Below are 25,166 nucleotides of genomic sequence, written 5' to 3' on the forward strand. Positions count from 1 at the left end.
CCCAGCCTTAAAAATCTTTAGGTCTTTCTGTACGATTTTTGTTTCTCCTTCAAACCAGCAGGAACCTCTCGGAAAAAATTCGGAATCCGGCTTTATGAACCGGCAAAAAGCCTGCGGCAAAAGCCGCAGGCCTGCAAAGGGACCTCATTCGCTGTATCCAACTAACAGCTCATCCGTCTTGCTGCGCCACGCTGTAAAGCGCGCGAGCAGGGTGGCTGCTTCCGCCCGGGAAACAACGCTGCCAGGCTCCAAAAGGTCCCCTGGTTTGCCACTAAGTATACCGACCGATACAGCCCAAGCGATGGCCTCATTTGCCCAGAGGGACACTTCGCCGCTGTCTCCAAAGCTCTTGACATTATGGCCTGCAGTGGGCTTTCCGGCGTAACGGTGCAGGACAGTAATCAGCTGTTCCCGGGTAACGTCAGCTTCAGGTGTACTGCCATCGCTGATCCCGGAAGCATTAGCCCAGTCTTTCGCCTTACTGTACCAATATTCACCGCCTTCCGTTTCAATGCCGTGCACACGGGCCAGTACGGTAAATAGCATGGCACGACTCATAGATACGTCTGGGGCGTAGATCCCCGGTTCCGTTCCGAGCAGCCATTCGCGGCTTGCTATGAAGGCGATCGCCTCCGCAGCCCAATGGCCGCTCGGCACATCCTGGAAAACAACCTTATTGTCGATCAGTTGCACCGTCATATTGCCTTTGGCTGTAAAGCTCAATCCATCTTCGGTGATAACCGTGCCGATCACTGCCTTGGTTCCATTTTCCTGAATCGCAAAGGCCACGGTGGAAACAGAAGCATGCTTGAACGGAATTGTGACCCGCGCTTGCGCCACGCCTTCGGGCAAATGGACAACGGCCGTCACTCCGCCCGTAGAAGTCGTGGTGGTCTCAACCGTGACTCCCTGCGTATCTGTGGTGATTGAGCGGCTGCTGCCATCGGGCTTGCTCACGGTCTCGCGTTTGCTTCCATTTTGTTTGGTGACAACCTCGGTAATGGTACCATTGCGTTCTTTCGTTATCACTTCACGGTCGCCATTCGGCCACACCGTAATCTCCGTCACTGTACCGGTCGTCTGGTCGGTGGTGCTGGTGGTGAAGCTGCCATCCCCGTTTTTGACCCCAGTAGAAGGTGAAGTTGGGACGACGGGATGATTATCGTCATTTTCCGACTGCTGTGTATAGGCCGCAATGGTCAACGCCACATGAGGACTGGCTTTATGGGTATCTGTTTCAGAGTAACGAACCCAGTAAGTCCCTGGAGAAAGATTTGCCAGGGTCCCCCCTTCGACTCGCAACCAGGTGTCCCCATGATCGGAGGACCACTCCATGGAGGGAGTGACCCCCATGATGCGACCATCCTTCGCCCCAACCGCTGTTTCGTTCGTGCTGTTGAGCCCGCTTGGCGCAGCCTTCGGTCCTCCTGTCACCATCACTTTGAAATCGTCAAAGTCGATAGAGGCGTTGGCATAACCGTCGATGCCGAACCGCTGGCCGGTCAGCTTATCGCCGCCTGTGTGACGGAAGCTGTAGTCCTTAGCCACCTCAACATCATCGATGTAGACGGTATACGTCTTGGCATCCCCGTTTGCCACCATTTTAATTGTATACCAGGTATTGTATTGATGGTCTTGAACTTTAACCTTCGTGGAAGGTCCATTCTGGACGACAATTTTCCCCATATCAAAAGCCGTGACCATGGAATAATTGCCTGTGCCGCTGTCATTTCGTACCATGGCGCCGTTGGCGTATTGGAAGTTGGTGTTGAGTCTGGCACGGTATTCGATGACGATGCGCTCATCCCCCTCAGCCTTTACCTCACCTGCGTAGGGCAGGAACAGGTTGGCTTTGCCCGAAACAGCAGTCGTGGTTAACCGGAGGAATTGGTTCCCGGCCTCTTCCTGCACCGTGGCGGTAGCGCCATTGGTCAGATCTTCGGTGGTAATACCGTACGGGTACTTGCCAACCGTATCGCCCGAGAAATCCCGGTAAGCGTTATAGATGACCCCGTCCTGAACGCTGATCAGCGAGCCTAACAAATCTGCTTCCGCTGTAGCAAGGTTATCTACTTCTTCATTAAACTGTTCTCTGCTCAGATCGGCGTTTGCAGCCATCTCCTCCGCCTTATTCACTTCGGCGACGAAGGCCTCATACTTCGCTTGGCTATAATTGCCCAGTCCGTCGCCTAAGGGGTAGGAGAAGTTAGCCAGCTTATTACGGAGTTGGTTCACGATCTCATCTAGTCCCCATCCAGGAATCACATTTACAGGGATGACGGAAGGAAGATCACGGCCGTCCAGCTTCAAAGTGGCAGGTACCTGAACAGTGCCGAGTGAGTTAAAGTCAATCCCCTCCTGCTCCCAGCTGACAACCTCCGCCTTCTTCGCTTGGCTGTTGTAGACCACATCAACAACACCGGGCAGCTTGGGGGCCACGCCAGACGGCGTCTTCATGACGGAAGCAACCTGAACCGCATCGGCAGCTGCAATGACAGTCAAGTTGAGCGCTGCTTTCTTGCCATTATATTCGGCTGTAATAAGAGCTTTTCCCGGTTTAACCGCATGGACATAGACCGATTGAGTCACAGAATCCGAATCAACCCTGGCCACCCCAGGATCGCTGCTGGTGTACTGGGCCGCCGCTGTTACATTCTGAAATTCATTGTTATTATAGCGTGCCGTTACCTGCAAGGCTCCGCTAGTCTGCCCGCCGATCAGGATGCTGCACAATCCGCGAATGGCAACAGACTGCACGACTTTAGGCTCCCCAGCAACGGTAACGGTCGCTGTGGCCGTTTTCCCATTATAGGTGGCGGTGATTGTGGCGCTGCCCGCACTTACTGCCTTTATCCTAACCCCTCCGTCAATAACGGCGACCTTCGGATCGGAAGAACTGAAGATTGCACCTGTGTCAACAGCCGTATAGGTCGTGCCTGTTACGGTATACAGGGGCAAGCTGCGAGTTTCACCTAGCCCTAACGTGTACCCCGGTGCATCGAATAACATTTCTGATGCATTCAGCTTAAATATATCCAGGCTGTCGATCTCGGCGAGGTTGTTCCCCTTCGTGAAGCGGAGGATATTGTCGCCTTCCCTAAGGTAGATTTTCGCCGTAGACAGCCCCCAACGATTCGCGCCGGAATAGACGATGTTCAAGTTGGCGCCGGAGCTCTCGTTAACCGACAAAATATGAGAGGCATCGGCCGCATTGGGCGAACCGTTGGCATTGCGAACGGAGAGCATATAAAATCCCGCTTCCGGCACATTGACGGAAAACTGGGCATAATCTTTCGGGTTCTTGATGTTGCCGATCTTCATCCCGCCGGAAGCGGTGCTTTCCAGCCGGACAGCAGGAGAAGTTTCACCGCTCGGATCTTTCACCAGCAGCGCGTTTTCAGCTTCATAGCGCTTTCGCACCGGCTCGCCCGAAGGTGTGGCAATCGGTGTGTTCGGATCGGCAGGCTCTCCTAGGTTCGGCGTATTGTCCGCATTCCAAGTGAATTTCTGGGTGTGAACTTTGCGGGTCCACCCCGATCCCGGCCAGCGGGCGGCATGGTAGATGATCCAGTCCTCTGTGCCGTCTGGAGACGTGACGATGCTGTGATGACCCGGCCCATAAACGCCATTGGCGCTGGAGAAAATCGGTGTGTCTTTTTTCACCCAGGAGTCGGGATTCATCAAATCATCGCCGATCTTGGCCGTGATCAGTCCAAGACAATAGCTATCTGTCCAGCTTCCATTTGCGGAATAGATCAAATTGATCGTGTCGCCCTTTATCGTGACTTCGGGGCCTTCATTGATCCTGCCTGGGGACGACTCCCACTCGTGGTCAGGTGTCGAGAGCAATACCCGTTCCGAACTGATGGTCCATGGATTGCTCATCTCGGCAATATATAGATTTTGGAAGCTTCCGTCTGTTTCTTCCCAGCCGGACCAGATGAAATAATGTTTCTCATTGACAGTCAGCACAGTGCCGTCAATCGCCCAGCGGTCAGTAGCATCGGTAATTTTCCCTTTGAATACCCAGGTGCCGGTCAATGGATTTTCACTGGCGTTCTCCAGCACGTACATGCGGTGGTTTGCGTTGGTTCCGTTGTCAGCCGCAAAGTAGATATACCATTTGAATTGGCCGTCGGTATCTTTAAGATAGTGCATTTCCGGCGCCCAAACATTAGAGCTGTACATCGTGCCCTTTACCGGAGCCCAGGCCAGGCTCCTCTCCCCCGCCTCTATGCCCGTGATGGTTTTCGCTCTGCGGATCATGACGCCGCTGGCGTTTGCAAAGGCATTGTAATAATAGCCATCCGTGTGCTTATACACCCAGGGATCGGCTCCAGTTTGCATAATAACATTGTAGAAATCCGACACATTCTTCCCCTCCTGCACGGATGCCGAATCCGGCTTAGTTGGCATCGACTCTGCTGCCCCTGCCACTCCGCTCCATTGCGGCAGCATTAGCAGCACTGCGAGACAAAGCAGCAGATGTCTGAATTTTCTTTTGACCATGTGCAATCCTCCTTGGCATACGATGATCCTTCACTGCTATTACCTGTTGCGCAGCATGTTCAGCAATACTCTAATCGCCTCGGCTCTCGTTGCTTGATCGCCGGGAGCGAATTGATTCCCTTCTTTCCCGTCCATGATGCCGCGCATACGCAAGCTCGCCACAGCATCCTTCGCCCAGTCTGGAATAGCTGTATCATCCGCAAATCCTGCGGTAGAAGCCTTATCGTCTGACAAGCCCAGCGCGCTCGCGATCATCTTGGCCATCTCGCTGCGGGTCATCTCGGTATCCGGGCGGAAGGAACCGTCCTCGTAACCGGAAATGATCCCTGCTTGCACCGCTTGAGCCACGGCATTCAGCGCCCAATCCCCGATCTTCTCCGTATCGGTGAACGTTAGCGGCGAATTGTAAAGGGTAGCCTCTTGCGGCTTAAGCGCATGGATGAGCATGGCGGCAAATTCGGCGCGTGTTACGGCTCGATCCGGCTTGAACGTGCCGTCCGGATACCCGCTGACAATGCCCAATTCAATCGCTTGTTTGACATCGGACTCCGCCCAGTGTGCAGCCAGGTCACTCAAGTTGACCGCCGGTTTCGGATCTGATGGGCTTGCCGCCTGATCGACGCCGAATACGGCAAACTTGGCGCCACTGTTCACTTTCACGGTAATAGATGTGCCATCATTCATTTTCCCGCCTAATTCTCTCCAGTTTTTTTGCGCTTCGACATAGGTGAATACCGCCGGTTTCTGACCCTTCTTTAATTTGTCAGGATCGAAAGTAAGCGTCAGAATGATCTCCTTGTCAAATTCCCCTTGGAAATCCTTCTGAATCTCGAATACAGGACTGGCTAGAACAGCTTTGCCCGTAAGTAGTTTTTGTGTGTCTGTTAGTTTGCTGATGATAAGTTGGAATTCCTTTTGTGATGCGCCGGCAGGAATCTGGATCTTAATCTCATTCTCGATGCCAAATTCGCCACTCCTATCTGCTGGAATCGTAAATTGATGGTTATTCTCCGGAATAACTCCATGGCTTGGTGTTGACGGCGAACTTCCATGGGATGCATCCTCATCATACGAGCCTTCTCCGGAAGAACCACCGGAATTTGTAGTCGACCATTGCGCATACAGGATCAAATTCGCCCCGCCCATTGTGATGACCTGGCCGTCCGTGTAGCGGATTCCGCTGCCATCGGCCCTTTCATTCCAGCCGTCAAAGCGATAGCCCGGCTTCTTGAGATTACCGGTATTGCCATAAACCGATACCGTGACTCCCTGCTCATAGGTGCTGTCATCTACCGGCGCGAAACCGCTTGCTGCACCGTTGCCGTTATAAGTCACGCTGTAGGACGGCGCTTCGAATATGGCCGTAATCACCACAGCCTCGTCCGGCATGGTAAACGTATTTCCCGTCACAATCAGGTTGCTGGGACTATTCACCTTCCAGCCCTTAAAGATTTGTCCCGAATCCGGCGTGGCGGTTAAGGTGACCTCCGTATCCTTGACAGCCGACGTTACATTAGCGCTGGCAGTGCCGTGTCCCTCGGTTGCCACCGTAATACCATGATGGGTCAAAGCAAAGCTATCCACCACATTAACACGGAGCACAGCCGGATTTCCCTGATCAAACAGGATAGAGAAGTCCACTGTATCGCCGCTCTGCAGCCCAAGCGCAGCCATCGTCTCGCGCTTGATGGTCAACATATCTCCGCTGACGGTATAACCCTCCGTGCCCAAAGTGCCATTGTATACGGCACTTGATACTATAGCTGCGTATACCACCCCGGTCACGGACTTGGCTTCATTCCATATCATACTGGTGCTTACATCCCCAGGAACATAGAGATCATAGGTGGCCTTTTCAGGGCTAACATCCGCGTCTTTCTTGGAGACGGTGATAGCAAAGTCCTTGGCGTAGCTCACGCCGAGCTCGCTTCCTTCTTCAATCGTAGCGGTGACAATGACGGTTCCCGCTCTTGTGGCGGACAGCACATTCCCCTCTAGGGCAGCTCTTGTTTGCCCGGCATCCTTGATGCTCCAGGCGATGCTTTTGCGCGTGGCCCAATCCGGTGAGACTGTGCCGAAGAGCGTCAGTTCCTGTCCTGCCTGCATGGCCGCCGGGACAGTTGTAACATCTGTCACCTCATAGAAGGTATTGTCATAAAGGTTGCGCAGCTCAATCTTAAACCGCTGATTGTCTTTCCCTTCATCATCGGCCAACCGTATAACAGCGTTGTTACTTTTGGACGCTTCATTGACTGTCATTACTTTTCCATTGCTTTTGTTGATGATTTTGTAATAGTCGCCCTCCTTTTCCAGACGCCACTGTTCGGTATCGGAGGGAATCGGAGCATCTTCAATCGTCTGATTTAGAATAAGCTCCTGGATAGCTGAATCAGGCTTGATATCAAGGAAACGTGCACCACGCATAACGAGAATCCGGTAATAGCCTGTTCCCAAATCGATGAATCGCATCAATTGACTATTGGTTTCGCCATTGGAAAATTGGATAACGGCTGCTCCCTGATTGTACTTCTCACCAGCCACACTCAGCGCCTTGCCGCTGTGCTTCGGCTGGATCTTCACCATTTTCTCAGGGGTAAGCTCCTTGGCCTTCGTGCTCATGAATCCACCGCTGAATTTATCCAGGGTCAGGCTGTCGATATTGAGCTGTCCGGTATCCCCTTCCTCACGGCGGAATTCAATGCTATTCTTCCCAGCCTGCAGACTGACCGTCTCAGTCGCGTCCGTCCAGGTATCCCAATTCGCTGTCGGCGGCAGGGAAACTTGCTTGACCCGACTGCCATTCACATATAAGGTCATCGTTCGATTCGTCGACTGCACACCGGAATAGCGCAAGGTTGACGTGTAGGCCGCCGTGTAGGGGACATTCACTTCAAAGCGGACGGCATCCCCTTTTTTCTGGAATAAGCCGACATAACCGTTGCTTTCAAACCATAGACGGTCCCTGCCGATCCCCGGCGTGCCTGAGAGAGTAGCCGCTTCCGCCTGATATTTCCAGGGGGTGCGTTTATTCAGATGAATTTGATCGATATGGATGACGCCTGAATCTCCGGCTGCCCCCCTAAAAGTGATGCTGTTTTTCCCTTTGTTCAGGGGAACGCTTACAATTTGTTCCTTCCACATCTTGGCGCCTCCGGAGAAGGGAAGCACGATATCCTGTACAGGCGCTCCGTTTACCTCCAGCGACAATGCTTTGCCGCCCTGCTCTGTGGCGTAACGTAGCTTGATATCATAGGTGGCCGCATACTCGATATCCACAGAAAATTCCACGGACGAGTTCCCTTGGGACAGACCGCTTACATAACCGATTCCCGTATTTCCATCCTGGGCCTGAATGATCTCCGCATCCGCCCCGCCTGTCGTTTGGGCGGCTTCCGCCTCATACGTCCAGGTCGCCGCTTCGGTAACGGTGATATAATCCAGATTGACATTTGCCGTATCGCCGCTTTCATACTTATAAGTAATAACATTGCTTCCCTCTTTCAGGAATACATTGTCATATCGGTCGGCCCACTTGTCCCCTTCCTTCAGACCAAAAAAATTCAATTGTTTGACCTTGGTGCCATTCACATTCATGGTCAAGGTTCGATCTTCCTCCGTCCCAGCGCCATAAGCCAGCTTGACCGAGTAGCTGCCTGCGTGAGGAGCGTTTACGGTAAAGCTAATCGCCGCGTTCGGTTCCGTGAATCCACTGACAAAGCCTGAACCGCTATATCCCTCGTGATCTTGAGCAATTACCGTCCCGCCGGACAGCTCCGCCCCCTCCGCTTCATACAGGACGCTTTTCTTGGCAATAACAGCGTCCAGCCCCAAAGCGCTTTTGCCGGAAAGACGTACGATGTTGCTGCCGGCATTCAGCTTGATGTTATGTACGGTTTTTAAGTCGAAGTTCAGCTTGTTCTCCGGTCCGGCATTAGACGGGAATACAAGCGTGGTCGGAGCCCCTTGATTCACTCCCAGTGTCATGGTGACCTGATCTGTCGTATTGTTGTTGTAGCGGAAGTCCAGCGAGTACATTCCCCCTGCATTCGTGTTGACTGTAAACTCTACATAGTCGCTGTTATTGCCATTGCTGTACCTGACATATCGGCCGGACGAGGCATAGATGCTGTTCATGGTTGCTCTTGCGGCCCCTGAAAACTGTGCGTCTTCCGCCTCATAGACTTCGCTCTTCTCCTCTCCGGAGGGACGGCTAAGCACAGTTCCAGGGTTGGACGGGATGCCCAAATTGATAAAGTCATTATCATCCCAATTAAACCGTTGGGCGCGAACCTCTCTGTTCTTGCCGCCTTGGCTATGGGTCGGTATGCCATGGTAGGTAATCCAGTCCTCTGTACCGTCTTCGGATTTCAAAAATAAAGGCGATCCTGTCGAATAAGAGCCGTTTTCATCCGAACGTTTCATGATCGGCTCAGGATGTTTATGCCATGCCGCTTCATTCTCCACACTTTGGTTCAAATCGGCCCAGGACAGGCCGACGGCATAGTTATCATGCGTGTAGCTGCTGGCGGAATAGGCAAAATAAACTTTCCCGTTTCGCTCCACCACGGCTGCGCCTTCATTCACATTATCAACATACTTCTCCCAGTCGTAGGTCGGCCTGGCTAACGTAATCTCTTCGCCTTCCAGCGTCCAAGGGTTTTTCATTTTGACAATCGTGGGACATTCGTCAAAGGTCTCTTTTCCCGTTATGGGATCAGTTGAATAGAAATATTTGGTGTAGGTGAGGTATCTCTGCCCCTTGATGGTGACAAAACCGGTAGGCAGGCCGTAGCTTTGCGTATTCAGCAATCCTTGTTGGGGTGTAAGTCCGTCCCCATTATCATAAGTTCCCTTCAGTTCCCAGGTCCCTTCAAATGGGTCAGGCGAGCTGTTCTCCAAAACATAGGAGCTGGGGTGACCATAAGCGAAACGCCCCGCTGCATCGCTAACCTTCGGGCCGGAAGCGAAGTAGATGTACCATTTGCCATCGATCCTGTGCGCATCGGGGCCCCATATAAATTCCAGATTTTCGGGCAGCTTCCATACTTCTTTACTCTTTGCAGTAGAAACGCCAAGAATAGTTTCATGCCGTTTCAATACAACATTGCCATCGCCTGCCGCCGAATAATAATATCCATCGTCTTGCCGTTCAATGGTCGGGTCGGCTCCTTTCATCAGCGGATTAAGATAGTGGGATGATACATCCGCATAGGCGGTATTGGTCAGCATCATTACGAACAGTACCACCAGTGACACCGCAAACAAGCCCATTCTCCTCATTGCAATAATTTCCTCCTTAAGGAATTTTATATGGAGCATTGGGACAGCAAGGAAATGACCGCACAACGATAAACCGCTTTCATTTCCGCTAAAAGCTTCGCTCCACGTTGCTTTCACTGTACTGCGATCCCTCCAGTCCAAGCCTTAAGAATCTTTAGGTCTTTCTGTACAATTTTTGTTATTTACCAAAATCTGCTTAAAACGGACTGTCAGGACTACAGGGTGATTAAATAGGAGACTCGTGTCCGTACACTCAAGAGATCTGACTTTTTTGAAATACAAAAAAAAACCACCCCCCTTAAGTATCAAGGAGTTTCAGGTTTTTCCTAGGAGGCGGTCGGAGACATTTGAACTCTACACCATTCATTTACTTAGAAATCCTATCTGGAAAACTTCAAGAAATGCTCCAGATAAAAATGCCTTGTTGAAATGCAAAAAAACCTGAACCCTTATGTAATAAGAGTTACAGGTTTTTTGTTGGGATGCGGTCGGAGAGATTTGAACCCTCACGCCTTGTGAGCGCCACCCCCTCAAGATAAGGAACATTATCTTGTAAATAAGTTCTATCGGGCAAGAATCCAGTCGTATCAGGGAGTTTGAGGAATAAACATAAATTAGCCCCTATCTTCCGAGTTATAGAAGCGGAATATTCTTGACCAAAATCTTGACCAATATTTTCAACTTTGTTGAAACGAATTATAGGAAAAACACTCAAGCAAGTTTCTTTTCAACATATCTAACTCTACCATATCTTCTAGTAGCTTGGAACTTCTGTATACAAATTGAGAAAGCTCTCTACCTCTAAATTGTGTATAATAAGCAGCTCCTGAACCTTCTTTTCAGGAATATCTTTCAAATCAATCTCTTTAAATTCATCAAAGAATTTTAATACATTTGTATTAAGTTTTTTCAAGTTTCCTTCTCTCATAATACCAACTTCTAAATTAAAACCTGCGGCATGACTTATTTTTTTTGTTGGAATTATCATGATTCTCTTTACCTTAGCATCACCATAATTTGTTGAGAACCAAGCACAAGCATTATTCATTTGTCCAGTTTCTTCTTTTGCAATCTCCTTTCTGGAACTTAAAACTTTATTTTTACATTCAATAAGCAAATATTGATCATCCTTAACTTTCCATAAATTATCTGGACCTTCATTCCAAAGCTTATCAGGTCTTTGGCTTACAAAACCTAATGCTTTAGCTAATTCATCAAGTGCCTTTTCAAATTTATCTGAATCAACACCAAATCTAAGTTGAGAAACAATTCCTTCAACATTTAACTTTAATCCCTCAAAATTCTCATGGGCCTTTAACCAATCAATAATATTCGTAATTCTCTTCAAACTAATAGCAGATATTTTTGAAATGACTAAACCTTCTCTTGGTTTAAATAAGTACTCATTCTTTTTATGCGCACTAATTTGATATTTATTAGACTCACTTTTAGACGAAGGAAAAGTATAACGAGCAATTTCTTGTAGATACCAACCTTTCTCATCTTCCGACTTGATGTTAGTATCAATTAAACCTTGTATAATTGCTGCAGCATCAGAATAATTTCCTTGCCGATATTTAATGTCGGCCTTCTGCTCAGCTTCGAATATGTTAAGAATTTTCTTTTCATCTGCCTGCTCTTCCATCTCATCCATACTTTCTTTGTAAAAATCTTTCCATCCGTCATCACGTTTAAGCAATTGATTTATTAAATTGATCAATGCTTGTTTTGCAGAAATCCCCCCCTTTATATCTTCCTGTGCGTATTCGCCGATTTTCATTCCAATTTCTACTTGAGTTCTTGTTTGTTGAGAAAAAAACTTTCTTGTTTCTTTGCTTCGAATTAATTTAACAAGTTCGGTTCCAGTAACAATTATTGCGCAGTAATCTTTTTCTCCTCTTACTCCCCGACCCAAACCTTGTTCAATTATTTGCGCAATTTTTATAGAAGTAACCTCACTGTTACTTCTACACTGTTCGGTATATCGATCATCCAAAGATTCAGCAAACGGCTTTGAATCAAATATAAGAACCCGGCAAGCATTATCGGGAAGATCAATGCCATCATATCTATTTACGATAACTAGAGATGAATTATATTCCTTATTCTTCAACTTTTCTATTTCTGTTACTATATTATCTTTTGTCGCTATAATTGCTCCGTACTTTTTCCAATCGTCATAATATTTAGTACCCGGATTTAATGCAACTATTCCAAAAGTAGCCGCATTTCTCTTATGTGCAAATAAATGAACTATTTCAGTTCGTGTTAATGACTCATCAATGAGAGATGGTATTAAAACCATCTTTTCACCTGACCATTTCTCATTTTCAATAATTAATGGATTTTGAACTGTTTTTGCACTTACACCCAGGCCCCTTATAAAAAATGAATCATCACTAATGGTTGCAGACATGAAAACTCGATGTGAGGCATTAAAGTAAGAACCGAATAACTCTAAAGGAGGTGCATACGGAGTTATTTCAAGACTTTCACCAGAGATTATGCATCTACAATCCCTAATAATATCTTTTATGATTGGCCATGCGAATTTAATTTCTTTTAAATCTCGACTCTTGGATAATATTTGAGCTACATCAACATGCTTATCCTGCCAATCCCAATATGGTACTGCCAAAAAAGATTCAAAGTCCTTATTCTTAATATCTGCATAAGTACCAACAGCTTGCTTTTCAAGTTCTGGACCAAACAATGTTAATATCTCATCATAAACTTGACTGGTATTTTTCAAAGTAATCGTATATGAATTTTTAATATATCCTATACACGCATGAGCATCATCCATAAGTACGGTTGATACAGGCAATGACTTGGGTCCTAATTTAAATTTTGATTCGCCATTGAACAACTTACTTACAGTTGTAATTAAAATGCTTTTCCCTTCTATAAATTCATCAGGTAAATCAGTTTTGGCTGCTGTACAATAGGTAATTCCAAACCTCTCAGCCTGGTCACACGTTTGTTGGACAAGATAATTATCTGGGCAAAGATATACTGCTGGGCCTGTTTCTTGATTTAATCTTGATTGAAGTAATAATAATCCAATTAGCGTTTTCCCCTGACCTGTATGCAGCTTTAAAATTACATCTTTGTCTTGTTTATGTTTATCGAACCACTTTTTTAATATTGTTTGCTGTACAGGTCTAATTGGGCCAATATCACTTGCTAAATCCAATGTATTGTATAATTCATTCGGATCAATAATTTTCTCAACGTGCTTTTTTAGCGTCTTTTTACGAAAATCTACCACTACCTACATCACCTCATTTAAATATTGATCTTTATTCTTTAACATAACCAGAATACCAATGGTACTTGAATAATTTAATCCTTTACTCCGCATTGTAATCTCGATCATACTCCCATTAATGAAATATGTATTCGACAAAATATTATCGAATCCTCCATTATATTGGAATTAATTTCATACATTTAACATTTCACTTTCCTCCGCAAGGCCCGCGACTTCTCCCTTTTTCAGTAAATTTTGACCGTAGAAACTGCATATCAAATCGCTCTATTTGTAAGTGGAGGTGATTTTCCCCACAATTTATAACGGTTAGCCCTATAAAAATCAAACGCCAGGGACAACTAACGTATTCCGCATTTAATCAGCCACTTTATTTTAGGACTCTATTATGAATTATTATCTTTACTGCGGCTTAGGTATCCGGTACAGAATCCAATTGTATATTATCTCCCTGACACCTATCAATGCATAGGAATTCTCACGATTGCCTGAAATGCAAAAGCCCGAACACAGCAAATGTGTTCGGCTTTATTTCTCCAAATTTTTTATTGATCGCTAGATGGACCTCTTTCATTAAGAGGAACTAAAATTCTGTCTACTGATAAATTCTATTTATTCAAACTGCTCTTTAAGTGACAAAACGAAGAAGGACTTTATTAAATTCATTTCTGTATATACACTACCTATTTCGTTTGAGTTGATAAAATTAATTGTTCATACCAGCATATTTTATATATGGATTATCAACTAGCACGTACTCAAATGACTTAATATTAGGTAGATCATCATTCAGTATTTCTCTATAATTAGTACTCATGCTACTGAATAAAGTTTTTGTATAAAAAGATTCTGATAAGAACCTTTTTAAATCTTCTATATTCGGTTTGACGCCAGTCCATATTCTTTCAACTACTTTTTTTTGAATTTCCCCCCCTACTTCAAACTCAACTACTTCAATATCAGGATCATGCCAAAATCTTCTCAGTGTTCTTACATCAGCGACAAAACAATCTTCGATAATAAGACCAGTAAACTCAAAAATATTCAAACAAGCGATTTTTATTATTTTATCTCTGCCTGGAAATTCTTCAGGTAACTTTAAAGAGCATTTTCCACGAAAAACTTCCCAGTCTTCTTCCACAATGTTCTTCCGACGGTTCAACTGTTTAATAGCATCATCAAGTTGGGAGCGAGATTGTCTTATCTCTTTTGGATTAAACGGCCTTTTTACACGTTTTGTTTCAATTAGAAGGATGTAGCTATCAAATTGAGCTACTGTGTCGAATTGCACCTGTTCTCCATCACTAGCAATGAAACTGATCGGATTTGGATTCGTAACTATATGGCTCATCATTCTGAGGGATTCTGTAAGGTTCTCTTCATAGTGAGTACCCATTTTTTTAGGAGTACCTTTATAAATTTCAGCATTTAATTCAATAATTCGCTGATACTGCATTTGAACTAACAGTGAGGTCGTAAACAAAATGTTCTCTCCACTACGAATAAACGGTTGGGAAAACAAATCAATTTTTTCTTCTTTTTCTCTTTTAAAGATAAATAATTCCAAACATTCTCTGGACTCGGTTTTACTTATTTCAGTGAATTCTGATATTTTTTCCACTAAAAAACTAATTGGTACAGGGGGAACTAAAATTTCAAAATAAGTGAAAACACCATTTTTAATTTTCTCCGTCAAAAAATCATGATAAATTCTCCCTAGGTATGAAAGAAATAAATAACACTTTTTAAAATTTTCATAAGAAATTTGCTTATTTTTACCGAATTTAAGTGAATCAAGTTTTGAATAGTACAACTGGATTAATTTACTTTCTGCGACCCTACACATAAGAATATCTAATCCCATACCTCTCTTGTGAGTTTCAGAGGTGTACAGAAAAATAGATTCGAAATTACTAATATCATTAGTAATTTTAGATTTTATATGTTCTGATGCTATTAGTGCATTCTGTTCTTTATATTTTACTATGTTGCAAGTATTTATAAACTCAAAAATATATCGCTTAACAGCTATCCTGTTACTTAAAAGTAGCTTTGGTTCAGAAGGTTCGAAAACGAATATTAATTTTTCTTCACTCAACTCTATCTTAGTGATCCAGTTTAAGTATTTATAATTGCTCCAAACATCTTCAAGTGATTTTCTTAAATGAGCTAAGTATAGAACCTTATAAAAACCTACCTCATCTAGTATCCCCAGAAAATCTAAAGATTTAGGTTCGTATTTTCTTATTTCTCTCTCTTTATTTTGATTATTTGCAGTAATATATTTTAATATAATCTCAGCATATTCAATTGCACTTTCGGTAATATCACTAAGCGAGAGCATTTCGCTAGAGTCAGACAATTGATTTTGTACTGTTTCGTAGTTATATTCATTGACCCCATTGTTGTTTATATTCTCTGAACCCACAAATAAAGATCGGAAGTGAATGAACTGAATATAGTTTGTTAACAATTGAAGTTGGTATTCATATGGTAATTTAACGTATAGTATTTCTGTTAAGTTTTTAGTTATTTGATTATTATACTCCCCAATAAGCCGTACAATCTCTATTGCTTTGTGAAAATCACTTACTTGCAGGCAAATGGAATCATTGTCTTTAATTTTTTTATGAGCTTGAGCCAGAAGATTCATGACTTCTTTCTTTTTATAATATTCATTAAAAGGATCCGGAAAAATGTTATTAATGAGTAATTTATGCACTGCCCTGTTATTATTTATGAAATAATTAATTAAATGATTGGATACTTCCTCAATATTACTATCTTTTAGGCTTGTCCTAATTTCATCTAGGCTCATCTATACCTCCAAGGGAAATTTATTAAAGTAATGGACAATCATTACTGTTTTGATGAGTATCTCTCTGAATAATATACCTTTCATATTTTTGATTTAAATCAGTCTTCATGACCATTCTACATACATGGTACAATACGGGTATTAGTCGTAGTCCGAGAGGAGTAGCATACCTTGAGCTATTTAATCTTTATTGGTGGAATACACGGCGTAGGAAAGACCACAATTTGTAATGAATTAGTAAATGCATGTCAAATTCCCGTTTACTCTGCAAGTAGAATTATCTCTGCGTTGAAAAATAAAGACTTGCCAGCGGATAAGTTAATTCCAGATATTGATCTTAATCAAGCGCTGCTTATTGAAGGTCTTAAGGAAGTTAAAACTAGGGAATCTGCCTTCATATTGGATGGCCATTTTTGTTTAATAAATGAAAAACGCACTATTTCAAAAATTTCTGAAGCAGTCTTTCAGAAATTAGAGCCAATAGCCTGCATTGTGATTACAGATAACGTGAACAACATCTCTAAACGTCTTAAAATGCGTGACAATATTGATTATGACGCTTCCTTTATTCGGCGATTCCAAGATGAAGAAATTCATCACGCCATATTCCTAGCTAACAAGTTAAATATTCCACATTATATTTTTAATCAAAGTTTGAATTCAGCAACTCAGTTGCTTAACTTTATCGAAGGACTAGGAGTGATGAAATGAAAGTCTTACTCGATACTAATATAGTTATTTATCGTGAAACGAGCAATGTATTGAAAACTGATATTGGAATTCTTTTCAGATGGCTAGACAAACTGGGCTATACGAAATGTATCCATCCCATAACTATCGAAGAAATTAAAAGATATAAAGACGCGCAAACTGTTAATTCCATGATAATTAAACTTGATAGTTATCATGTAATGAAAACCGTAGCGCCTATGCTATCAATTGTAAGTGGTGTATCTAAGCAATACGATAAAAACCCAAACGATTTCAATGATACCAAACTATTAAATGAATTAGCCGCGGGGCGAGTTGATGTTTTAATAACCGAAGATAGAAAAGTAGCCTTAAAAGCAGCGCGGCTAAACCTCGCTGATAAAGTATTTACTATCGACTCCTTTCTGGAAAAGGTAACTAGCGAACATCCCGATCTAATCAACTATAAGGTTCTATCCGTTACAAAAGAGTATATGGGGAATATTAACATTGATGATCCATTCTTTGATAGCTTGAAAGAAGACTACCGCGGCTTTGAAAACTGGTTTAATAAAAAATCAGATGAAATAGCTTATGTTTGTAAGATGGATGATAGTGTGGCTGCCTTTTTATATTTAAAAATTGAAGGTGAAACCGAAAATTACTCTAACATATCCCCTCCTTTCACTAGAAAGAAGCGCCTAAAGATCGGAACATTCAAAGTGACAATGAATGGATACAAACTCGGAGAACGTTTTCTTAAAATTATCTTCGACAACGCGTTAAGATTCCGTGTCGACGAAATTTACGTCACTATTTTTGATAAAAGCATTGAACAAATAAGACTGATTAATCTGCTTATGGACTTTGGATTTACAAAACACGGTACTAAGGATGGTACAGAGTTAGTATATACTCGTGATTTTCAACCAGCATTTGATGACATAAATCCAAAATACACATTTCCATATATTGATACGAACAAAGATATATTTATTACGCCTATATATCCTGAGTATCATACTAATCTACTTCCTGATTCCATACTGCGTACGGAATCACCATCAGATTATATTGAAAATGAACCTTTCCGGAATGCGATCAGCAAGGTTTTCATCTCCAGATCAATTGAAAGAAACCTTAATACTGGCGACATCATTGTCTTTTATCGAACTGGTGGGTACCACGAAAGTGTTGTTACAACTATTGGTATTGTCGAAAGCATCGTCACTAACATTAAAGACCCGCAGCATTTTATTGATCTATGTAGAAAGAGAAGCGTTTTTAGTGACAAAGCCCTCTTAGAGTATTGGCACTATAAAAAAAGTAGACCTTTTATTGTTAATTTCCTTTATGCATATTCTTTTCCAAAGCGAATTAACATGAGAAGACTGATTGAATTAGGGGTAATTCAAAATGTTCACTCAGCTCCACGGGGATTTGTGCGAATCACATATCAGAACTTTATTGACATCATTAGGGAGGCTCAGATCGATGAACGTATTGTTATCAATTAAACCAGAATTTGCAAATAAGATTTTTTCAGGTGATAAACGATATGAATATCGTAAGACCATATTCAAAAGAAATGATATTACTAGGGTTGTTGTCTATGCTACTGCTCCTATAAGCCGTATTATTGGTGAGTTTGAAATTGAATCAATTCTGTTTGATGATGTTAACTCGCTATGGGAAGAAACCAAAGCTTATTCTGGAATTGATGAACAGTTTTTCTTTGAATATTTCACTAAGAAGGAAAAAGGATATGCTATTAAAATTAAAAGTTATGAGAAGTATCAGAGGTCTAAAAAATTAGACGAAGTGTATTGCTCAGGTCCCCCCCAATCTTTTGCATACATTGATTAAGCTATAAGCTCGAAACGAAATTATTCCCTTTAAATAGGCAAGCGCCATTATAGGTACATTACAGCCTACTTAGAGGGAATAATATCGAATTAAACAGTTTATAGATAAATCAACAAATCACTTTTTATTTGTTAATAATCCGTTGTATACATATTCAATAGTATTATCTTTATAATAATCTTTTAGCACTTCTGTTTCAAAAAAATCGAATTTCTTTATATGATTTTCAAACATTTCTTTTCTATCGGAAGATATTGTTATAATAGGTTTTCTAGTTCCCAAATACTCAAAACACTTTTCAAATAACTCAGAGCCTATACCACTATCACGGTAATCTTCATGTATTCTAAAGGTACATATTTTCTTTTCTTGTTCTTTATTTTTCAAAATTGCAATTCCAGTTAAGATAACTTGAGGGTGCCCTTCAATTTTAGACACGACTACTATTATTTCACGTTCACCTTTTTTTGAGCCAACTTCCGGTATGACTTTATTGTAAAACCAATTTTCAAAATCCGGATAGCTTTCTGATAAATCTCTTAAGTAATTGAATAGCTTATCTTTGGCTTTCTCCCCTACTTCGCTTAACATGTACCGCCTTAATACTTCAGGTTCAATTTCAGAGACTTTTAGAAAGATATTTTTATAAATTTTTGCGCTCATTATCTGTTCCCCCCTCGAACCTAGAATAACTACAATCCAATTATGCTAGACAACCAGTTTCCCAATACTCCACCGATTCCTCCCAAAACTATAACACCAAGAACGTACAAAGCAATAATGGATTTTGTTTCTTTTTGATATTGAAATCTAGATAGATCTGAAAAGTCCTCAACATAACGTAATACTTCTATTCCTCCGGTTTGAGGATTCTTTTTCTTCTCGGCTTTACTTTTTATATGATATGCGATGATGTTATGATTCGTCCCATCGATATATGTTTTCCATAAGTCTTGTTCTAACATTCTGCTGTTAATTTCTTTTCCATAATGGATAATCGCATCATTTGCATTTCTCAAAATTAAGTAATGAATTGCTAACAGCTTAAATGACTTTCCTTTTTGGAACTGCTCTCTTAATTCTTCACTACAACTTCGAACATCATTCAGTCTAAAATCAATTACCTCAGTGTTCGTAAACTGATTACTAAAGATACTTATGCCTTTTATCTCATCATTTATAAATTTGATACAGTCTTTCCCACCCTCTATTCTAATTCTAAAATAGTACTTATTAATATTATTAGGCTTAATAGAGTCTACTTTAATTTCAATTATTGTCCCATCTGATTCTGTATTTCTTCTGCAATTTATAAGCTCTACCTGATTTTCGATTTCCAACGAGTAGACAACAAAATTATCTTTCTTTTCAGGTGCATTAACTATTAATCTCTTAGGCTCACCGTCTGTTGTAGTAAAATTCTCATTAAAAATGGCATTAACTAACTGATTATTCGATATTACACTTCCCAAATCTTTTATCTGCTTTTTTTCAACAGGGAATGGTGCGTAAAGAAAAATTTTCTCTATACAATTTATGTCTTCAATTAACAACCCAAAATCAAAACAATAGTTTTTATTATTACCCTTTACCTTATCCCAAAGATTAATATGAATTGATGCCACTTTATCTTGCTCAGTTTCTTGTTCAGTTTCTTTTTTTATTGGTGCATACCAGATTGCGAAGCTTCTCATAGTTCACACATCGCCTCTTCTAAATTAGTAGGGGGGGACTTACGAAACGACCTTGAAAATACACGGATTAATCTAAGTTTAATATAGCATTTTACAATTTCTTACGTCTATAAAGCCTATTACAGAACGTTTAAATGCTACATTCAAATTATATATTATTTGCCTGATACTTAATCATGAGAAAAGCCGAGCACGCTCAGACGTGTTCGGCTTTTTGTGTTTCTAATCATATTAACGGAAGGATGATTGTATGAACAATTGAAGACATATAAACCTTAAAGAGAGTCTTGCTCGAATCTTTAAGAGAACTACCAAGTATACGAGCTTCTTCGGAGCAAAAAGATTAAATCTTTCAAAATGAAAGGCTATCGAATACCAAAAGCTGCATTAAAGAATTTCGTACTTTCACAATCTAAAATGGATGCGGAACGTGATTAAGAAACCATCCGAACAATAATTCAAAATTTTTGAACCAAGCTGCGACCTCTCTGTAGCTTATTTGTTTTTGTCACATTACTAATCAAAAGGAGCATATAGCCAATGAACAAGCGTCTGTTGATGTTGTCGGAAGATGAATGTTGCAGTGGAAAATTAGTAGCTATCGCCGCTCGTCACGTCAAACTTGCACTTGAATATTTGAATCGAAAAACCTCGATTGAACGTAAGCAGACCATTTTAACTGAAATTACAAACTTACGAGAAGAACGGGATGCATTAATTAATGAATCAGTAATTTGCACTAATAACAATAAAAACTAATCGGACTCACTACATCCAATTAGAATCAAAATTCAAAATCAAGGTGGAGTGATTTCAATGGCAGGAAGAACGGTTAAGAAAAGTGGCGACTCCTGGTACTATCTATTGACGTTTGGAACGAAAGAGAATGGTAAACCACAGCAATACAAAAAACGAGGCTTTAAAACGAAGCAAGAGGCGCAGAAAGCCCTGAATGAGCTTGAACACTCCCTAACCACTGGCAGCTATATAAAACCTACCAAGCTAACCTACAAGGACTATATGACCAAGCAATATCTCGAAGATAAGCTAACCAAGGTCAAGCAACGAACGCTAGGTACTTATACGTGGCTAATAGAAAAGCATGTACTGCCCGCACTTGGAAACATTGAGTTATCCAATCTAAAACCGATGCATATTCAGCAGTTGTATAACAAGCTGACCAAAGAGAAAAATATATCTGATGAAAATGTTCAAAAAATCCATACCTTGATTAATGATTCTTTAAAGAAAGCGGAACGTTGGAGCCTGATTGCGAAAAATCCTGCCTCCTTAGTTGATCGCCCTATGGCTGTCAAAAAAGAAGTGACCGTTTGGAATCTGGAGCAAGTAAAATCATTTCTAAGACACGCTGAGGGCGCAGGTAGATATTCCATCGCCTATTTCATTGCACTAACGACAGGTATGCGTAAAGGCGAGATACTGGGCTTACGTTGGAAAGACGTTGATTATGAACGAAATTGTGTCAGAATTACACAAACAGTCAGTAATGATGGCAAAGAAATTCTACCCTATACCAAAACAAAGTCAGGAGCAAGGACGATTGATTTGCCCGAAGAAACGATCAACCAGTTAAAGAAACATTCCTTGCTCATTAGCCGCGAAAAACAAGAAGCAGAGCAAGATTACAGTGACAACGATCTCGTCGTTTGCAATGAATCGGGTATGCCAGCCAATAGCAGCAACCTACGAAGGATTTTCCGTAACATCACAAAGAAAGCTGGAAATCCTCGCATCCGTTTCCACGATATGCGTCACACTCATGCTACATTGTTATTACTGCAAGGAGTAAACCCTAAAATCGTCTCCGAAAGATTAGGGCACGCCGATGTTCGTATCACCTTAGATACCTACAGTCATTTACTACCTAGCATGCAAAAAGAAACAGCACTGAACTTCGGAAAGATGTTATTTGATGATTCTGCCTCTGACAATGGAACACCAACGGAACAACCAAAAGAAAAAATAAAAAATGGACCGCGCCTTTTATTAAAGGGCATGTCCATTACAAGTCTAAATTAGCGCAAAATTATTCTTGACCAATTCTAGACCATACGGTTGGAATTGGTCACTTTTTACACTCTGCAAAGTTGAATACAATATTCTAAAAGGCGAAAACTAGGTTTTCATGAAAGATTTATTACAAACTAGTAATATTGCTACACAGGCATCTTCGAAGTGTAATCACAGTTTTGATGTCACATGAGCATCGCCCGTGAGCAACTTAACTTGCGCTGTAAAACCAAGCATAGAGCTAGATTCTAAGTAGTTGTTTTTCATGATAAAAGATGTAAATATCCCCATCTTCTGAGATCTTTACTGATATTCCATTTCTGGATGCATATCTCGCAGCAGTCGTGCCAGTCCCAAATGTATCTGGGTATCTTTTTCTTTTTGGTACAACAATTATCTCACCAATACTTATCAAATCAAGATTTGAATTAATCACAACCGCACCATCGATTGCTGCGACTGTTTCTAACAAATATTGATCAGAATCTTTCATATTAATGTGGTTCCCTTCACTCCGTATCACATTAATAAAATTCCTTTCAAGATTATTATTAGTAAAGCCACTTGCTCTAAGAATTTCTTCATTATTAGGTTTCACAACTTCTAATTGAGGTAGGTGATTATTTAATAGAATAAGAAAAATAGAACTGCCATTGTTTTGTGAAATTTTTCTCACGATATCCGAAAATTTTTGAATGCCATTACTTAGACCTAGTAGTGTAGCCTCATATTCATTTACTTGAATAGACACTAATTCTTTTAAACCATTCGTTAGTATCAACGTCATAAAAGTTGCAACCATAAGATTGTAATGTTTTAACTTCCATTCGCCATTAGTATAATTAATGACAAATTGTTGATCAGTGAAAATGTCTATAGATTTATTGTGGACTGTGAAGTAAACAAACTTCGGACAATCCAATTCTTGAATATTTCCAAACACTTCATCAAGCTTATTTTTATAATCCTTGAATTCACTACTCAATTCAATATTTTTTGAAAATTCATCGTATACTGCATCAAAAGCTTCAGTGAAATGTTTAAAGATGTATCTTTTTGCATCATTTAAAGCCCAGTTGTTATACATAGATTCAATAATACTAGATAGACTTTTTGCTCCTGTTCTCTTTCGAATTACTCCAATAACATCAAAATTCTTGTCAATTACAACAGCAAATGATTTATTGTCGATTAATCTTAATAAAGGTTTTTCCTCTAGAAAAAATCTTTCTAAGGTTTTCTTTGTTGGCATATAAACGAGATCAACTTCCAATCTTCTTACTTCATCAATTGATTCTTCATCTTTACAATATATTATGCCAATATCAACAGGCTGACTTTCATATGTTTTCGAGCAAATACTCTTTAAATTTTCAACCATTCTAATATAGTTATGTTGAGCAATAACATCAGAAGCAGCATATTCAGAAAAAATAAACGAAAGCGAGATATCTCTTGTCATTGTATGGACTGTACTATGAAGAAAATTTATATCGAGATTTTCTTCATCTTTTATAGCTTTTTCAATAATTCCTTGTACTTCTAGAACAATTTTATGAGCTATGTTCTCTATGAGCTCTGGTATATTAACTGAAAAAATAGCTCTAGCATTCACAATAAGTCTATTTCCTTTTATATCAATCGGAAATTTTAGGCCAAACCCACAATATTTACTCATTAAATCTTCAATTTTCACTGTATAGTCTTGAAATTCCTTCTTAGCTTTATTCATTTCACTCTTAGTAATCTTCATAGTTTCCTCCCATTATAAAATAATGTTCTCTAGCACCTGTCGTGCTCTCCAAGTATGCCTACTAGGAATCGAGCGTCCATAGTAGAAGTTCTTTTAAGGGTCAACGGCTTTTTTCTGAACAAGAGTAAGAGTAGGAAAGTTCATAGATATACTACTTCCACCGCTTGCAGATTTAAAGAACCTTAATTTAATCATAAGTTCCACATAATAATTGTCCATCACTGTTTGCAAAAATCTTTCTATGTCATATATGAAAATAATAAATAAACCGTGATTGGTATATTGCAAATATTCCACTTATATTTCCATTCTTTATATCCTCGTATAACCCCGGAAGATGGTTACTTTTTTCGGAAGAATCTCTTGAAAGTCCGTCCATTCTAATATTTTAGAAAAACTGCTTGATCTGTTGTGACTTAAAATCACCACAATAAAATCACTATCTGGCATAAATAGTATAGCACATCACACTCTGATTTGTAGGAACAGCTAAGCAATTTAACATACCTGAAGCTACATTTATTATAAGCTTCATCCATTTTGCTGAAGGTATCATGACGTATTCAGATTTCAGGTTTGATATATATAATAGATTTTCTTTGGCTTGCTATGCCGATATCGGCAAGGAACTTTTGAAAACCACTATTTAGGTGGTACAGGGTCAATAAACAATGTGAGATAGAAAAAGAAAAAAAAACTGACCCTCAATATTGAGAATCAGTCTATTTTACGTTTTATTTAGTGATAAAAATATTCTTGACCAATTCTTGACCATTTGGCTGGAATTGGTCTATTTTTATTTTCTACGCAGTTAATTGTAGATTCCTAAAAATGCGAAAAACCCTTGATAACCAAGGGTTTTCGTTGGGATGCGGTCGGAGGGATTTGAACCCTCACGCCTTGTGAGCGCCACCCCCTCAAGATGGTGTGTCTGCCGTTCCACCACGACCGCAAGAAAGTAAAATGAACTGGGGATCTAGGATTCGAACCTAGGCATGACGGAGTCAAAGTCCGTTGCCTTACCGCTTGGCTAATCCCCATCGTTAGATGGGACAAGGGCGACCGATGGGACTTGAACCCACGAATGCCGGATCCACAAACCGGTGCGTTAACCCCTTCGCCACGATCGCCTCAGCCGGGAAGTATTCCCTATAGTTTGCAAAAACTTTACTGCTTCTTTCAAGGCTTGCACCTTGAAAACTAGATACGAAACGTTGCTTCAACTTTAGGTTTGTTGTTGTAGTTTGGTTAAGC

12 protein-coding genes and 3 tRNA genes are annotated in these 25,166 nt (G+C 41.3%); 5 read left to right on the forward strand and 10 right to left on the reverse strand.

Annotated elements, in window-relative coordinates; translation table 11 throughout:
- Positions 1 to 144: 144 nt before the first annotated feature.
- From EJQ19_RS18495 to EJQ19_RS18510, 4 genes are all read right to left on the reverse strand, one after another.
- Positions 145 to 4,509 (reverse strand): family 43 glycosylhydrolase, encoded by a 4,365-nt coding sequence (locus tag EJQ19_RS18495; protein ID WP_126142726.1) that lies wholly within the window; start codon positions 4,507 to 4,509, stop codon positions 145 to 147.
- Positions 4,510 to 4,548: 39 nt separating this feature from the next.
- Positions 4,549 to 9,789: an S-layer homology domain-containing protein gene (locus EJQ19_RS18500; protein ID WP_164716612.1), complete on the reverse strand. Its 5,241-nt coding sequence runs from the start codon at positions 9,787 to 9,789 to the stop codon at positions 4,549 to 4,551.
- A gap of 754 nt (positions 9,790 to 10,543) precedes the next feature.
- Positions 10,544 to 13,060, reverse strand: a complete 2,517-nt coding sequence (locus tag EJQ19_RS18505) for a DEAD/DEAH box helicase family protein (RefSeq protein WP_126142728.1) — start codon at positions 13,058 to 13,060, stop codon at positions 10,544 to 10,546.
- A 706-nt stretch (positions 13,061 to 13,766) separates the two neighbouring features.
- Positions 13,767 to 15,878 (reverse strand): hypothetical protein, encoded by a 2,112-nt coding sequence (locus EJQ19_RS18510; protein WP_126142729.1) that lies wholly within the window; start codon positions 15,876 to 15,878, stop codon positions 13,767 to 13,769.
- 171 nt (positions 15,879 to 16,049) lie between these two features.
- Here EJQ19_RS18510 and EJQ19_RS18515 point away from each other — a divergent pair, with 171 nt between their 5' ends.
- The 3 genes from EJQ19_RS18515 to EJQ19_RS18525 are packed head-to-tail and all read left to right on the forward strand — an operon-like array spanning position 16,050 to position 18,434.
- Entirely contained in the window at positions 16,050 to 16,589 is a 540-nt protein-coding gene (locus EJQ19_RS18515; RefSeq protein WP_126142730.1) for an ATP-binding protein, read from the forward strand.
- Complete coding sequence (locus tag EJQ19_RS18520; RefSeq protein WP_126142731.1) at positions 16,586 to 18,085, forward strand: PIN domain-containing protein; 1,500 nt, start codon at positions 16,586 to 16,588, stop codon at positions 18,083 to 18,085. The genes EJQ19_RS18515 and EJQ19_RS18520 overlap by 4 nt, the downstream gene beginning before the upstream one ends.
- A complete protein-coding gene (locus tag EJQ19_RS18525) occupies positions 18,063 to 18,434 on the forward strand; it encodes an ASCH domain-containing protein (protein WP_126142732.1) in 372 nt (123 codons plus the stop codon). Before EJQ19_RS18520 ends, EJQ19_RS18525 begins: the two co-directional genes overlap by 23 nt.
- Before the next feature lie 117 nt (positions 18,435 to 18,551).
- On the opposite strand, the gene EJQ19_RS18530 is transcribed toward EJQ19_RS18525, so the two are convergent.
- Positions 18,552 to 19,097, reverse strand: a complete 546-nt coding sequence (locus EJQ19_RS18530) for a GNAT family N-acetyltransferase (RefSeq protein WP_126142733.1) — start codon at positions 19,095 to 19,097, stop codon at positions 18,552 to 18,554.
- 29 nt (positions 19,098 to 19,126) lie between these two features.
- A complete protein-coding gene (locus EJQ19_RS18535; RefSeq protein ID WP_126142734.1) occupies positions 19,127 to 20,128 on the reverse strand; it encodes a hypothetical protein in 1,002 nt (333 codons plus the stop codon).
- Between the two features lie 540 nt (positions 20,129 to 20,668).
- Here EJQ19_RS18535 and EJQ19_RS18540 point away from each other — a divergent pair.
- Together EJQ19_RS18540 and EJQ19_RS18545 are read left to right on the forward strand one after the other, a co-directional pair.
- The gene (locus tag EJQ19_RS18540) at positions 20,669 to 20,887 is read left to right on the forward strand and encodes a hypothetical protein (RefSeq protein WP_126142735.1); all 219 of its coding nucleotides are present in this window, start codon (positions 20,669 to 20,671) and stop codon (positions 20,885 to 20,887) included.
- Between the two features lie 57 nt (positions 20,888 to 20,944).
- Entirely contained in the window at positions 20,945 to 22,168 is a 1,224-nt protein-coding gene (locus EJQ19_RS18545; protein ID WP_126142736.1) for a site-specific integrase, read from the forward strand.
- 232 nt (positions 22,169 to 22,400) lie between these two features.
- On the opposite strand, the gene EJQ19_RS18550 is transcribed toward EJQ19_RS18545, so the two are convergent.
- The 4 genes from EJQ19_RS18550 to EJQ19_RS18565 form a co-directional block, all read right to left on the reverse strand.
- Positions 22,401 to 23,912, reverse strand: coding sequence for a diadenylate cyclase (locus EJQ19_RS18550; RefSeq protein ID WP_126142737.1), 1,512 nt, complete (start codon positions 23,910 to 23,912; stop codon positions 22,401 to 22,403).
- Positions 23,913 to 24,782: 870 nt separating this feature from the next.
- Positions 24,783 to 24,864, reverse strand: a tRNA-Leu gene (locus EJQ19_RS18555).
- Positions 24,865 to 24,880: 16 nt separating this feature from the next.
- Positions 24,881 to 24,952 (reverse strand) — tRNA-Gln (locus tag EJQ19_RS18560).
- Between the two features lie 17 nt (positions 24,953 to 24,969).
- Positions 24,970 to 25,042: transfer RNA gene (locus EJQ19_RS18565), tRNA-His, on the reverse strand.
- Positions 25,043 to 25,166: the final 124 nt, after the last annotated feature.

The sequence above is a fragment of the Paenibacillus whitsoniae genome, from assembly GCF_003955665.1.
In the GTDB taxonomy this organism is placed as follows: domain Bacteria; phylum Bacillota; class Bacilli; order Paenibacillales; family NBRC-103111; genus Paenibacillus_E; species Paenibacillus_E whitsoniae.

Excerpts from the sequence above, each read along its gene's own strand:
- EJQ19_RS18495 (WP_126142726.1), bottom strand. The coding sequence starts at position 4,509 with ATGGTCAAAAGAAAATTCAGACATCTGCTGCTTTGTCTCGCAGTGCTG.
- EJQ19_RS18510 (WP_126142729.1), bottom strand. The coding sequence starts at position 15,878 with ATGAGCCTAGATGAAATTAGGACAAGCCTAAAAGATAGTAATATTGAG.
- EJQ19_RS18520 (WP_126142731.1), top strand. The coding sequence starts at position 16,586 with ATGAAAGTCTTACTCGATACTAATATAGTTATTTATCGTGAAACGAGC.
- EJQ19_RS18545 (WP_126142736.1), top strand. The coding sequence starts at position 20,945 with ATGGCAGGAAGAACGGTTAAGAAAAGTGGCGACTCCTGGTACTATCTA.
- EJQ19_RS18500 (WP_164716612.1), bottom strand. The coding sequence starts at position 9,789 with ATGAGGAGAATGGGCTTGTTTGCGGTGTCACTGGTGGTACTGTTCGTA.
- EJQ19_RS18540 (WP_126142735.1), top strand. The coding sequence starts at position 20,669 with ATGAACAAGCGTCTGTTGATGTTGTCGGAAGATGAATGTTGCAGTGGA.
- EJQ19_RS18535 (WP_126142734.1), bottom strand. The coding sequence starts at position 20,128 with ATGAGAAGCTTCGCAATCTGGTATGCACCAATAAAAAAAGAAACTGAA.
- EJQ19_RS18525 (WP_126142732.1), top strand. The coding sequence starts at position 18,063 with ATGAACGTATTGTTATCAATTAAACCAGAATTTGCAAATAAGATTTTT.
- EJQ19_RS18550 (WP_126142737.1), bottom strand. The coding sequence starts at position 23,912 with ATGAAGATTACTAAGAGTGAAATGAATAAAGCTAAGAAGGAATTTCAA.
- EJQ19_RS18530 (WP_126142733.1), bottom strand. The coding sequence starts at position 19,097 with ATGAGCGCAAAAATTTATAAAAATATCTTTCTAAAAGTCTCTGAAATT.